This window comes from uncultured Maribacter sp., assembly GCF_963977385.1.
Classification (GTDB): domain Bacteria; phylum Bacteroidota; class Bacteroidia; order Flavobacteriales; family Flavobacteriaceae; genus Maribacter.
In genome coordinates this window covers 758,245-771,887 of the sequence record NZ_CAXBOU010000001.1, presented here as the reverse complement: position 1 = coordinate 771,887, position 13,643 = coordinate 758,245, and the positions used below count along the sequence as shown (strand labels likewise).

Here is a 13,643-nt window from a genome sequence, read left to right as displayed (position 1 = left end):
ATATGCCGCTTAAAACTAATATTAATCTGTAGCCGTATTTTAGGACGTGACATTAAAATAACGACATTCAGAACATTTACTTATATGATTAATAAAATTAAGGAATTAGAAAAATTATCAAAGCTTCTAGATCCAAAAGAGAATCAAAGAGAGAAATGGAATTCTGAGGTTTTAGACTATTCTAACAAATTCATAAACAACCTAGATACTTCCAAAGCCTATATCAAGTCTGAAGATAATGGTAAGGGTATCTATAATTTAGGTATTGAAGAAGAAGCAATTGAATTAACGCCATTATTAGATAACGTAACAAAAAATATTGACGGAACAGGTATTAACCCTGCTTCAGGTGGTCACATGGGCTATATTCCGGGTGGTGGGCTCTACCCTTCTGCACTAGGCGATTATATTGCAGCGGTTAGCAATCGTTATGCTGGAGTGTTTTATGCTGCACCAGGAGCAGTTCGCTTAGAAAACATGCTTATTAGATGGATGTGCAGGTTAATGGGATATTCAGATGATGCTTTTGGCAATTTAACCTCTGGTGGATCTATTGCTAATCTAATGGCTTTGGTAACTGCTCGGGAAGTCCATAATCTCAAAGCTAGAGATTTTGATAAAGCTGTGATATATCTTTCAGAGCAAGCGCATCATTCGATATTAAAAGCTATCCGTATTTCAGGATTATCTGAAGCTCAGCTACGATATATACCCTTAGATGAAAACCTAAAACTTTCTTCGAGTCATTTAGAAGAAGTTATTATAGAAGACAAAAAAAATGGTTTAATACCCTTATATATCAATGCGTCTTTTGGAACAACAAATACCGGAACAATTGACCCTCTAGAATCAATTGCAGTTATCGCTAAAAAACACAACTTATGGTTTCATGTAGATGCCGCCTATGGAGGTTTCTTCAAATTAGTAGACAAGTTAGATTCTAAATTTAAAGGCATAAAAGAAGCCGATTCCATTACTTTAGACCCTCATAAAACTCTTTTTCTTCCTTACGGAACTGGCGCTATTCTCATTAAAAACAAAGAAAATCTATTAAAAGCTTACCAGTGTCTGGCTGACTATATGCAAGATATCATTGGCAAAGAAGATGAGATTTCACCTGCAGATATTTCTGTTGAGCAGACAAAACACTTTCGAGGAATGAGAGTATGGTTGCCCTTAAAATTATTTGGTTTAAAGCCTTTTAGAGCCGCTTTAGAAGAAAAACTTTACCTAACTAAGTATTTCTATGATGAAATACAAAAAATACCGGGATTTGAAGTAGGACCGGAACCTGAACTCTCTGTTGCTATTTTCAGGTACGTTCCCAAAGATAAAAACGCAGACTTATTCAATATAGAATTGATTGAAGCAATTCAAAATGATGGACGAATATTTCTTTCATCAACTAACATTAATAATGTGTTTTGGATACGCATAGCGGTAGTACAGTTCAGAACTCATCTAGAACAAATAGACCTTTTGCTAGATATTATCAAAGAGCACGTAAATGGAACCTTAAATAAATAAAATTAAAACACACTATTATCTATATACTTAACCGTTAAGGACAAGTAAATAATTTGTGCTTATTCAAGAAATAAAACGCTAAACCTATAATAACGTATCGAGATCAAACGAATAAATATTTCCTAAATCATCAGAGAAAAATATAAGCTTAGCTTCATCTGGTAAAAAACTGGACTTACTCGAAGTAGCATCACCATTTTTTCCATTTATTTTGGTCTTTAATTGAATCAGTTCTCTAAACTCCCAGCCATCTTTATTTTCTGCTATTTCATTGACAGAAATATAATATCTATTATTCTCTCGATCTTTTACGGTATGTACTTCAAATATTTTTCCCGATTCAACATGATTTATAATAGGACGACTAGGACTTTTTCCTGCAGAGAGGGTTTCGTAAGGAATGTTTGCCCATTTGCCCTTCTTATCTCTTATTCGCAATACAAACTGAGCTTCATTGATATTATCCACACTATTCTTGGTGGCCATAGCCATTCTCCCATTCTTAAACACCGTAGCATTCAAATGATCGTCAGCATTATTATCACCCTCCTGAACAATTACTACATCTGACCAGTCATTGGGAGCATCGCCATTATAATGTATTCGTTCATTAATAGATTGGGTATTTTGGTTGGACCAGATAACTGAAACTTGATTATTTAGCTTGGCAATTAATGAAATATCGTCTTTATTAATATCATCTGCCAGCGCATAAGGTTCTGACCAATCTCTACCATTGGAGGAATGCCAGACCATAATTTTTTCATTCATATCTGCACAAACCCAAAATTGATTTTTAGAGTCTTGAACAATAGTAGCCGTTTCAATGGAATTACAGTTCAGAGGAATGGAAAGTGAACTCTTCCATCGCTGTTCATATTGCTTGCTACTTTGAGAATAAGTGATTTGAACTACATTCAAAACACATTCCCCAACTAAGACTATATGTGCCTCATTGCCTTTACTAAATACGTCGGCTCTGCTAGGTAAAGTAAGCCATGATTGATTAATCTCTGTTTGACTAGTCCATCCCGAGGTTTCCTTTTTCAAAAGTTTAGGACCGTCCTCATCACCTACTATTAACCATTGCCCATGATCAATTGTCCATGACTTTGATTGCGGTTTATCTGCGGTAGCGTCGCCATAATTTACCTTGTATATAGGCTCTAAATAAAGTTCAGGTGTATTGGTTTTTTGGGAGAATGCTACATATCCACACACCAATAAGCATAAAAAATGCGGGAATAGAAGTAAAATACTTTTTAGTTTCATTGTGTTGGTGGTTTGGTAGCTAAATTAATCTTTTATACTTATAAGTCTGAGGATAGAAAGGTTATCATTACCAGGTAGATAAAGCTGGAAACAAGAACCTTATTGATGCCCTACGCAATTGGTTACCGAAATAATCGAACCACCATAAACGGTACACACTATTCTATTAAGCGTGATTTATTTAAAGACATACATAAAACCAATGGTAAGCGGTTTGTTGTCTTATTTCTTTGGAAAGAGAAAAACAGATTATAAATAAAAACAGCTACAAGTTTTATGCATCGACCTATCTCTAACGACCTTTGCAAATTACTTGTAACTGTTTCAATAACAGACGACCATTATAATCACTGTTATTATTAAATTTAGTTCTTATCTCTTATTTAAAAAAATGAACATAAGATTCCTTAAGATTTAAGTTCGCTGGTTGTGGAAATTCAGCATGTACAATTAGTGTATTCTCATGGTGCTGTTCTAGATTATTCAAAACCTTTCTGTTCAATAATAAAATAGTTGAGTGACCATGGTTATCCAATTTATCTAAAACTGTCTTTCCATTAAACTCACATATCCAATGAGTTTCAGCCATATTTTCTTCGTAAAATAATTCTATCGTCGGGGTTTGGTAATACTTGAAATCCTCTATTGCTTCAAAATCAAAAACTAAACGAAGTAAACCGCCATCAACATTTACATCTTCAACTTTAATTCCTAATTCAGCAAATGATAATTTACCAGAATTTGACTCATTAAACTTCACTTTTATCTCTCCTTGGTTTATCTCTACCTTGCTCATGTAATTTTATTTTTATTATATAATCAAAACTAAGCAAGCGATATAAGTTATAATATGATAAATATCAGATAGACCAATTTGTTATTCTTAAAATTCTAGATTATAAATTACGCCGTTAAAAAAGTCGGTACATCGTAGTGACAATAATTCCTTTGTTTTGTTCTAAATTGACGTATAATAATTGTTTTTGCTCCTTGACCTTAAAATTGAATGGAGGAGCTAAAAGGTCTACTCCGCTTTGCTTTTTTAGCCGAATTCCCTGTCCTGAAATAATATCCTTATTGGGTATAAAATCACCTTCAGGCAGATGTTCTGTTAGAATTACATATTCAAAAACAGGTAGCTTATGTACAATACTTTCAATTTCTGTATTCGACAAGTGTTGTAACACCTGTCTCAATAAAATACAATCGGCAGATGGCAAATCACCGACTGCAATATCTAAACAATGAAACTCTAGATTATCCTGTTTAAACTTTTTCTTGTTATACGCTATTAGACCTTCTACAATATCTACAGCAACATAATTCGCTGAATACTTTACCAGCTCTTTTCCAACGTTAAAATCTCCACACCCTAAATCGCAAACCGTTATAGGTTTTTCAAAGGAGGTTAAAAATGAGGTAACAACGTCGATATAAGGGTTCACAATTTCAGGTTGATGTGATCCATCGCCAGAATAAAAATCAGCGTCATTATTCCCCCACAATTTCATGGTATACACCTGTTCCATAGCATCTTTTGTCGGCCACGGTTTTTTTACACTTTTCAATTCATTCCCTTTCTTCTTCACATCAACTAAATTGATTCGTACGAACACGCTTAAATACAAAAGTGCAGCAAGATAAATATACCCCTACTGCACTTTAATATCAATCTATAGTATTTACTTCTGTGTACTTATCCACGCTTTTACTCTACGTTCCAATAATTCTAAAGGTAATGCACCACCACCTAGAATAGTATCATGAAATCCTTTTATATCAAACTTGTCGCCCAATTCCGTTTCGGCCATTTTGCGTAATTCTTGAATCTTAAGCATTCCTATTTTATACGAAGTCGCCTGACCGGGCATTACCATATAACGTTGTACTTCTGCTTTTATAGCCCCTTGAGATATAGATGAGTTTTCGGTGAAATAATTAATAGCATCTGCTTCTGTCCATCCTTTAGCATGTAAGCCTGTATCGACTACCAATCGAATAGCTCTCCAAATTTCGTTCACCAAACGACCAAAATCATAGTATGGGTTTTGGTAACCACCCATTTCTTTTGCTAAAGCTTCGGAATATAACCCCCAACCTTCGCTGTATACACTAAAACCTGCTTGTGTTCTAAACTTAGGTACAGACTCTAACTCTTGTGCAATAGAAATTTGCATGTGATGCCCAGGGTTGCCTTCATGATATGCTACACCTTCCATCGTAGTTTTTGGCATCGCATTCATATCTGATAAATGCACATAATACGTTCCTTTTCTAGAACCGTCTGGTGTACCGGCAGAATAATGTTGCGGTGCGCCATCTTGCTCACGAAAAGCTTCCACTCTTTTTACTTGTAATTTTGCTTTTGGCAAAATCCCAAAATAGTCAGGCAATTTCTTAGTCAGATCATCCAAATACTTCGTTGATTCATCTAAATACCCTTGTCTACCTTCATCCGTATTCGGAAAGAAAAACTGTTTATCGGTATTCACAAATTTGAAAAATGCATTTAAATCACCATCAAAAGCTACTTTCTCTTTAATGGCCATCATCTCGCCCTTAATTCTAGCAACTTCCTTTAATCCTATTTCATGAACCTCATCGGCAGTAAGTCCGGTCGTTGTAAATACCTTTAATCGATAATTGTAAAAATCTTTTCCATTCTCATGGCGACTAACGCCAGTTGGTGTCGCTTCAGCATTATCCACTTCACTCTCTAACCAAGTTAACAGATTCGCATAAGCGGGTTTAAAATAATCGTTTATTGCTTTTTCAGACTGCTCTTTAAGGGATGCGGCATCATCAGAAGTTATTTTTTCGGAAGTTACCAGTGCATCAATTTTTCCGTTCATATCATTTAGTACCGGCGTACCATCTTTCAATCCTTTTGTTTGGATAATAACGGTTTCAAAAGCAAATTTTGGAGGCAATATACCGGCAGCAGCCTGCTCCTTTGCTCTTACTATCAATTGGTCTATACCCCTAGCTGTTTCCTTAATTCTAGATATATATGCATTCATATCTGAAAGGCTATCTACCTTATGAAAATTGATCAAGTAACTTGGCAGTCGCGTATGTAATCCACGCATTTGATCAAACACATAATCCATATTTTCGAAAGCTGTACCTTCTTTCATGATTTCGTACTGATACACCCATAAATCATAAGAAGTTTGGTCTGCATCATTTAGTTTATCATAGTCAAATTTTTCTTTTAACTCTTTTGTGCTTTCTGCATACCATGCCAATTCTTTCTCCTCTGCGGCCTTACTTAAATCATCAATTTTATCATACTGGTCTTTGCGTCCTTGGGCAGTAAGACCTAATGGACTCATTTGTAGTTGTTCTTCGTATTTTTCATCGAACCATTTGTTCAATTCTGCAGTTTGGTCTATGACCAGTTTTGGTTCTTCTTTACAGGAAGAAAGCACTAAAAAAGCAATTGCAATACTGGTAGTTACAAGTTTTTTCATGTGTAATGATTTTGATTTAGTCAATAATTAAAGTGTTAGTTTGGGGGAAATTAAAAATATCATTTGGCGGATGTTTTAAAGATATAGCAATTTGTTTAATTCCCTATAGTACACTGAAGATTTATTGCTGACCAATACCAGTAAAAAAGAGCCTTGTCAAGAGGTTACAGACTAATAAAAACACTGCTCTTAGATGAAAATTAAAACCGTTAAAGGATTAAATGAAGGAAAAAAGAGATTAATCTTTATAAAAAATATAAATCCAAATAGATCTTGATATTCTAAAATTAACTGTGCTCAACAAAATAGATATTGCCGCTATAATTGCAAATACGCGAAGTGGCGATAAATCAATAAAATGCCAAAACAATACTAAGCTCACTATCATTTGTGCCACAGTTAAAGCATAGCTTACAAACATTGCCCCAAAAAAGAAACCTGTTTCCTTTTCAAATTTAAAATCACACTCGGTACATCTTTTATTCATTTTAGGCATTCTAAACATTAGAATATTGCCTTGATCACTAAAAACCTTTCCTTTTTTACAATTAGGACATTTACATTTTAATACATCCAAAACTTTGCTCATTGCTACAATTTATAATACTGCAAAATTAAGACACAAAGTTGCCGATTCATTTATATAATTAGCTCCAATATTTGTACTTTTAGGACATTACTATGAAAATACCTGCTTTAAATATTCATCAGTTTTTAGATAATAAGCCTTTAGACAGCTTATACGTAAATTCATTTGCCTCCCATATTATACACAACCAAGGCCTAATTAATAAACCACATAGCCATAATTTCTACTTATGTGTTGTATTTACAAAAGGTACTGGCACGCACGAAATCGACTTTAACACCTATACTATTGAACCCGGAATGGTATTTTTTCTAAAACCAGGACAAACTCATTTTTGGAAATTCGACTCCCAACCGGAAGGGTACATTTTTTTTCACTCTCAAGAATTTTATGAAAAAAAGTATTTGGACCATACCCTTAGTACATTTCCATTTTATTATTCAAATCAGAATCCACCATTTCTAAAATTGCCCCATGAAAAGCTTGGGAATTTATCAATACACTTTAAAGAGCTTTTTACTGAATACCAAGAAAACAATGTATTACGAGAAGCTAAAATTACCAACCTCATCAATTATATTTATATTGAATTGACCCGTGTTTATACGGCAGATGTTACTATAGAAAAATTAGGTTCCACCAACTATTCTCAAATACTAGAGCAATTAGAAAGCTTAATCAACATTCATTTTTATACGCAAAAATTACCTAAATTTTATGCTTCGCAGCTTCATATCACCACAAAACACTTGAATAGAGTAGTTCAAAAAACAATTAATAAAACTACGAGTCAATTAATATCTGAGCGAATATTACTTGAAGCTAAAAGACTAATTGTACATTCTAAAGATAATCTCGCCGGTATTGCAAATACCCTTGAGTTTTCTGATTATGCATATTTTTCAAAATTCTTTAAATCCAAAATAGGAATGACCCCTATGGAATTTAGAAAAACGTATTTTCACTAAAACAATCACCTTAAAAATAGCATTTTTATGAACCTAGAGAGAAACAAAAAGAATGCCATTGCATTTTACAAAACAGCTTATTTAGGACAACCAAAATTGGCTATAGAAAAATATGTAGGTAACGAATACATTCAACATAACCCAGATGTTGCCAATGGCACACAAGATTTTATTGATTATTTTGAACGCATGAAGAAAGAATACCCCGAAAAGTCGATTGAGTTTGTACGCTGTATAGCCGAAGATGATTTAATTGCATTACATACCCACCAAATATGGCCAGGCAATGACCAGTATGTTACGATGGATTTTTTTAGATTTGACTCAAATGGAAAAATTTGTGAGCATTGGGATTCCATCCAACAGATACCAGAAAAATCTGAAAACCCGAATACCATGTACTAACTCTTTTTAAAAATCTAACATTTAAACCAGATGAAAAATATAATAATACAAGGTATTAATTGGGATGCCAAATCTTCGTTTCAAAAGGGTCCAGCAAAAGCACCAGACCTAATTAGGAAAGCACTTTATAGCGATTCAATGAATTTGTGTGCTGAAAATGGAATTTCCATTGAACAAGATGCTGTGACTGATAAAGGGGATTTTAAAATTAAAGACTACTTTGATATAACAACAACAACCAGCCAACATTTAGGTAATGATTCAAAAGTACTTACTTTAGGCGGTGATCATTCCATTACGTTTCCTATCATAAAAGCCTATCATGACCACTACCCGAAACTCGATATTTTACATATAGATGCACATGCCGATTTATATCATGATTATGAAGGCGACCCCTATTCTCATGCTTGCCCCTTTGCACGAATTATGGAAAATGGTTTTGCAGTGAAATTAGTTCAAGTAGGTATTAGAACATTAAATCCGCATCAAGCGGCACAGGCAAAAAAATACAAGGTTGAAATACATGAGATGCGTAATTTAAATTTAGACAACATTCCTAAATTCGAAAATCCACTTTATATTTCTTTAGATATGGATGGTTTTGACCCTGCCTTTGCGCCCGGCGTATCGCACCATGAACCAGGCGGACTTTCATCACGCCAGGTTATCAATTTAATTCAAAGTATTGATACGGAAGTGGTCGGTGCAGATATTGTAGAATATAATCCGGATCGTGATTTTCAAGATATGACGGCTTATTTAGCTGCCAAGATGATGAAAGAGCTTTTAGGTAAAATGATGGAGCGCTAAACGTATATTCCGTTAAAACCTTATATTGAGCTATCCCAAAACCAAACCAACGATGTCCAATACCCTAAGTACATTTTTGAAACTACATAAGATTTCATTGATATTAGCGGTATTGAGTTTGGTTTTCTACTATACTTTTGCATATCACCTAGAGCGAACGGACTTTATAAAACTACTCACCTTATTTGTAGCTTTATTTTTTTTCTGCTTCAAATTAATTCAATTTCAAAAACTAAACTTCAAATTCCTCTTAGGGTTAGGTGTTATTTTCAGATTTGTATTTTTATTTACAGAACCCAATCTATCACAAGATTTTTATCGCTTTATTTGGGATGGGCACTTAGTAGCCAATACCATTAACCCTTACTTACACACGCCCAATGAGCTGATTAAAAATATGGCAACCATAATACCCAATGCCAATCAGCTTTACGAAGGCATGGGTAGTTTAAGCGCAAAACACTATAGTAATTACCCCCCATTAAATCAACTTATATTCGGCTTGGCAGCCCTAATTGGTGGTAAAAGTATATTTGGCTCATTAGTAGTAATGAGACTTACTATTATTTTAGCTGACCTCGGTATCTTCTATTTCGGAAGAAAACTATTGAAAAACCTCAACAAATCGCCCCAATTAATTTTCTGGTACTTTATAAATCCGTTAGTAATTATTGAACTTACGGGCAACCTTCATTTCGAAGGTGTCATGCTATTCTTCTTCATTTCTTCAATGTTTCTTTTATCTATAGAGAAATGGAAATGGGCTGCGGTAATATTGGCATGTTCTATTTCTATAAAGCTAGTACCTTTATTATTCTTACCGCTCTTTTTAAGATATTTAGGGTGGAAGAAAAGTATCGTGTTCTATGTAATAATAGGAATAACATCCTTACTATTATTTCTGCCCTTCTATACACCTGAGTTTATAGATAATTACACTAAGACCTTAAGCTTATGGTTTTCAAATTTTGAATTTAATGCAAGTATTTATAATGTAGTAAAACGTATAGCGGTTCAATTTGATGCTAAACCATGGGAATTGATAAAGGTTTACGGTAAAATAACTCCCATTTTAACCATATTGATGGTTATGTTTTTTACATTTCTCCCTAAACGAAAAGATTTAAATAGGGTGTTGGCTTCCATGATGTGGGTATTGACAATTTATTACTTTATATCTACTACAGTACACCCTTGGTACTGTATTTTCTTAGTGTTACTAGCTATTTTCACTTCCTATCGATATGCAATACTATGGTCAGCCGCCATTGTATTAAGTTATTTCGCTTATTCACAAACCGATTTCAAAGAAAACCTTTGGTTACTTACCCTTGAATATTGTTCAGTATATGGCTTTTTATTTTACGAATTAATTGCACATAATAACAAAAAGTGAGGTTTTTGTAAAAATTATACCATCGATTAGGTCGGTTGAATTTTATTTGTACATTTACCCTGTAATGAACGAAGAAATCTACTTTTTATATAGTACCGTGAGCCCAGTTGCTCTTGCGCGTCCGTTCACATCTCGCCGTCGTCGCCCGTAAGGGTAAGATATATTTATGGAATTAGGTGAGTCCATTTCCGCACAGACAATCAAAATTATTTTTTACACTTTAAATCTATTTGGCAATGAACTTAATTGTTGCTAACGAATCACATTTTAAATACGCCCAAGATATATGTGACACGATTGCAGATTCTGCAAAAATTCGTGGAACAGGTATTGCAAAACGTACTCCTGAATATATTCAGAGAAAACTATCTAACGGTAATGCCATATTGGCTTTAGACGGAGATAAATTTGCGGGCTTTTGCTACATAGAAATCTGGGGGCATGAGAAATTTGTCGCAAATTCGGGATTAATAGTCCACCCTGATTACAGAGGCCAAGGTCTTGCGAAAAGGATAAAAGCAAGGATATTCGAACTCAGTAGAAACAAGTTTCCCGATGCTAAAATATTTGGTATTACTACGGGGCTGGCGGTTATGAAAATCAACTATGAGTTGGGTTATAAACCTGTGACTTTTTCTGAACTAACCGATGATCCTGAATTCTGGAAAGGTTGTCAAACCTGTAAGAACTTCGATATTCTTACACGTACAGAGCAAAAAATGTGCTTATGTACTGGTATGCTCTATGACGCTAAAAACAAGAAAAAAACTGAAGAAGTTAAAGAGGTGAACAGCAAGGCTTTTACAAGATTAAAGAGCATAAAGGAAAGTTTGTTCCTAAAAAAGAAAAGTAAGTAATTGTTAGAAGGATGTTTGAAATAATCACTCACATTCCATAACAAGCAAATACAGTAAAACACATTACAATGAAATTAGTTTTAGCCTATAGCGGTGGATTGGATACATCTTACTGCGCAAAATATTTATCAAAAGACAAAGGATTTGAAGTACACGCGGTAAGTGTAAATACCGGTGGATTTTCACCTGAAGAAATAAAGGAAATTGAGCGTAAAGCACTTCAATTAGGAGCAACATCATATACTTCTATAGATGCCGTACAGACGTTCTATGATAAAGTTGTTAAGTACCTCATTTTCGGAAATGTACTTAAAAACAATACTTATCCTTTATCGGTAAGTGCAGAACGAATAGTACAAGCCATAGAAATTGTAAACTACGCCAAGAAAGTAGGCGCTAAATATATTGCTCACGGTAGTACAGGTGCTGGTAACGACCAAGTTAGGTTTGATATGATTTTTCAAATCATTGCACCAGAGATTGAAATCATTACCCCTATTCGTGACAACAAATTGGCAAGAGAAGCAGAAATAGCCTATTTAAAAGAAAATGGAGTTGACTATCCTTGGGAAAAAGCTAAATACTCTATAAATAGAGGACTATGGGGAACTTCAGTTGGAGGTGAAGAAACCTTAACTTCTGATAAGGCATTACCAGATAGTGCTTACCCAAGCCAGCTTCAAGAAAAAAATCCGACAGATATGACCTTAACTTTTGAAAAAGGAGAATTGGTCGCTGTGAACGGAGAAAAAGATTCGCCAGTTAGTAATATTGAAAAGGTTGAAGCTATTGCATCTAAATATGCCATTGGTAGAGACATTCATGTTGGTGATACTATTATTGGGATTAAAGGGCGAGTTGGTTTCGAAGCCTCCGCCGCACTACTAATTATAAAAGCGCATCATTTGTTAGAGAAGCATACGCTTACCAAATGGCAACAATTTCAAAAAGAGCAGCAAGGTAATTTCTACGGAATGTTGCTGCATGAAGGAAATTATTTAGATGCCGTTATGCGAAACATAGAAGTCTTTTTAACCGATACTCAAAAAACGGTTTCGGGTGATGTTTTTGTCAGCTTATACCCATTTCAATTTAGATTGAACGGTATTTCTTCTAAACACGATTTAATGAATGCTTCTTTTGGTAGTTATGGAGAAATGAATAAAGGGTGGACTGCAGATGAAGCCAAAGGATTTATCAAAATTCAATCTAACGCGAGTAAAATATACAATCACGTAAATAAATAGCACCGAATAAAATAGGTTTTAGAGTATATAAAGGAATACTATTTAATAGGCACTAGACAACAAATTAATTAAAAAATGATTAAAGCAGGTATCATAGGTGGTTCAGGATATACGGGTGGCGAGCTTATTCGCATCCTATTAAATCATCCAGCTACAGAAATTGATTTCGTATATAGTACCACTAGAGCGGGTAAAAAAATAACTACTGCACACCCAGATTTATTAGGGGTTACCGATTTAGAATTTACAGGAGATGTGAACCTTAGCGTTGATATCGTTTTTCTATGTTTGGGTCATGGTAATTCTACCGCTTTTATAAAAGATAATAATTTTTCTTCAGATACTAAGATCATTGATTTAAGTAATGATTTTAGGTTACATGCCGATGTGAATTTCGATGGAAAACAATTTGTATACGGATTACCTGAAGTGAATAAAACGAAAATTGAGCAAGCTCAATATATCGCTAACCCAGGCTGTTTTGCTACAGCAATTCAATTAGCACTGCTACCCTTAGCAAAAGCAAATTTATTAGAAAACGATGTCCACATCAATGCAGTAACAGGTAGTACAGGAGCAGGTGTTAGTCCGTCTGCAACATCTCATTTTTCATGGCGAAACAATAATGCAAGTTGGTACAAGCCATTTACCCATCAGCATTTAGGCGAAATAAAGGAAAGCTTACATGGCTTACAGGAAAATACTGGGAATTTATTTTTTATGCCAAATAGAGGAAATTTTACTCGTGGCATTTTAGCAACATCCTATACTAAATTTGAAGGGAGTTTAGCCGAGGCAGAAAAAATCTATCAAGATTTCTATAAAAATGCTGTCTTCACTCAAATTTCGGAGGAACCTATCAATTTAAAACAAGTGGTGAACACTAATCAGTGTCATGTGCATTTACATAAACATGATAATATTCTATTAATCACTTCGGCTATTGATAATTTATTAAAAGGAGCATCGGGACAAGCGGTACAGAATATGAATTTAATATTCGGACTAGAAGAAGATTTAGGCTTGAATTTGAAAGCGGGTGTTTTTTAGGAAAATTTCAAATAAAAAGTAGTTAGTAATGAGTACAAAGTTTTGA

General features: G+C 34.4%; 13 protein-coding genes. 8 read left to right on the top strand and 5 right to left on the bottom strand.

The window, feature by feature from the left end:
• Positions 1-1,527: aminotransferase class V-fold PLP-dependent enzyme (locus AAC084_RS03245; protein ID WP_339836829.1), on the top strand; the 1,527-nt coding region annotated here is incomplete at its 5' end.
• 84 nt (positions 1,528-1,611) lie between these two features.
• Here AAC084_RS03245 and AAC084_RS03240 read toward each other — a convergent pair.
• From AAC084_RS03240 to AAC084_RS03220, 5 genes are all read right to left on the bottom strand, one after another.
• Positions 1,612-2,799 (bottom strand): hypothetical protein, encoded by a 1,188-nt coding sequence (locus AAC084_RS03240; protein WP_339836826.1) that lies wholly within the window; start codon positions 2,797-2,799, stop codon positions 1,612-1,614.
• Between the two features lie 379 nt (positions 2,800-3,178).
• Positions 3,179-3,595, bottom strand: a complete 417-nt coding sequence (locus AAC084_RS03235; RefSeq protein ID WP_339836823.1) for a hypothetical protein — start codon at positions 3,593-3,595, stop codon at positions 3,179-3,181.
• A 115-nt stretch (positions 3,596-3,710) separates the two neighbouring features.
• Positions 3,711-4,388, bottom strand: coding sequence for a class I SAM-dependent methyltransferase (locus AAC084_RS03230; protein WP_339836820.1), 678 nt, complete (start codon positions 4,386-4,388; stop codon positions 3,711-3,713).
• A 93-nt stretch (positions 4,389-4,481) separates the two neighbouring features.
• Positions 4,482-6,272 (bottom strand): DUF885 domain-containing protein, encoded by a 1,791-nt coding sequence (locus tag AAC084_RS03225; RefSeq protein ID WP_339836818.1) that lies wholly within the window; start codon positions 6,270-6,272, stop codon positions 4,482-4,484.
• 238 nt (positions 6,273-6,510) lie between these two features.
• Entirely contained in the window at positions 6,511-6,861 is a 351-nt protein-coding gene (locus AAC084_RS03220) for a DUF983 domain-containing protein (RefSeq protein ID WP_339836815.1), read from the bottom strand.
• A gap of 92 nt (positions 6,862-6,953) precedes the next feature.
• Between AAC084_RS03220 and AAC084_RS03215 the strand changes: the two genes are divergently transcribed.
• The 7 genes from AAC084_RS03215 to argC all read left to right on the top strand — a co-directional run bounded on the left by AAC084_RS03215 (position 6,954) and on the right by argC (position 13,597).
• Positions 6,954-7,829 (top strand): helix-turn-helix transcriptional regulator, encoded by an 876-nt coding sequence (locus AAC084_RS03215; protein WP_339836813.1) that lies wholly within the window; start codon positions 6,954-6,956, stop codon positions 7,827-7,829.
• Between the two features lie 27 nt (positions 7,830-7,856).
• Positions 7,857-8,234 (top strand): ester cyclase, encoded by a 378-nt coding sequence (locus tag AAC084_RS03210; RefSeq protein ID WP_339836811.1) that lies wholly within the window; start codon positions 7,857-7,859, stop codon positions 8,232-8,234.
• A gap of 30 nt (positions 8,235-8,264) precedes the next feature.
• Positions 8,265-9,047: an agmatinase gene (gene speB, locus AAC084_RS03205; RefSeq protein WP_339836809.1), complete on the top strand. Its 783-nt coding sequence runs from the start codon at positions 8,265-8,267 to the stop codon at positions 9,045-9,047.
• Positions 9,048-9,099: 52 nt separating this feature from the next.
• A complete protein-coding gene (locus AAC084_RS03200; protein WP_339836806.1) occupies positions 9,100-10,443 on the top strand; it encodes a glycosyltransferase 87 family protein in 1,344 nt (447 codons plus the stop codon).
• Positions 10,444-10,679: 236 nt separating this feature from the next.
• Positions 10,680-11,300: a GNAT family N-acetyltransferase gene (locus AAC084_RS03195; RefSeq protein ID WP_339836804.1), complete on the top strand. Its 621-nt coding sequence runs from the start codon at positions 10,680-10,682 to the stop codon at positions 11,298-11,300.
• 68 nt (positions 11,301-11,368) lie between these two features.
• Positions 11,369-12,547 (top strand): argininosuccinate synthase, encoded by a 1,179-nt coding sequence (gene argG, locus AAC084_RS03190; protein ID WP_339836801.1) that lies wholly within the window; start codon positions 11,369-11,371, stop codon positions 12,545-12,547.
• Positions 12,548-12,622: 75 nt separating this feature from the next.
• Entirely contained in the window at positions 12,623-13,597 is a 975-nt protein-coding gene (gene argC / locus AAC084_RS03185; protein ID WP_339836798.1) for an N-acetyl-gamma-glutamyl-phosphate reductase, read from the top strand.
• The last annotated feature ends 46 nt before the right edge of the window (positions 13,598-13,643 follow it).

Coding starts and splice junctions, on each gene's coding strand:
- AAC084_RS03240 (WP_339836826.1), bottom strand. CDS start 2,799: ATGAAACTAAAAAGTATTTTACTTCTATTCCCGCATTTTTTATGCTTA.
- AAC084_RS03235 (WP_339836823.1), bottom strand. CDS start 3,595: ATGAGCAAGGTAGAGATAAACCAAGGAGAGATAAAAGTGAAGTTTAAT.
- AAC084_RS03225 (WP_339836818.1), bottom strand. CDS start 6,272: ATGAAAAAACTTGTAACTACCAGTATTGCAATTGCTTTTTTAGTGCTT.
- AAC084_RS03220 (WP_339836815.1), bottom strand. CDS start 6,861: ATGAGCAAAGTTTTGGATGTATTAAAATGTAAATGTCCTAATTGTAAA.
- AAC084_RS03215 (WP_339836813.1), top strand. CDS start 6,954: ATGAAAATACCTGCTTTAAATATTCATCAGTTTTTAGATAATAAGCCT.
- AAC084_RS03210 (WP_339836811.1), top strand. CDS start 7,857: ATGAACCTAGAGAGAAACAAAAAGAATGCCATTGCATTTTACAAAACA.
- speB (WP_339836809.1), top strand. CDS start 8,265: ATGAAAAATATAATAATACAAGGTATTAATTGGGATGCCAAATCTTCG.
- AAC084_RS03200 (WP_339836806.1), top strand. CDS start 9,100: ATGTCCAATACCCTAAGTACATTTTTGAAACTACATAAGATTTCATTG.
- AAC084_RS03195 (WP_339836804.1), top strand. CDS start 10,680: ATGAACTTAATTGTTGCTAACGAATCACATTTTAAATACGCCCAAGAT.
- argG (WP_339836801.1), top strand. CDS start 11,369: ATGAAATTAGTTTTAGCCTATAGCGGTGGATTGGATACATCTTACTGC.
- argC (WP_339836798.1), top strand. CDS start 12,623: ATGATTAAAGCAGGTATCATAGGTGGTTCAGGATATACGGGTGGCGAG.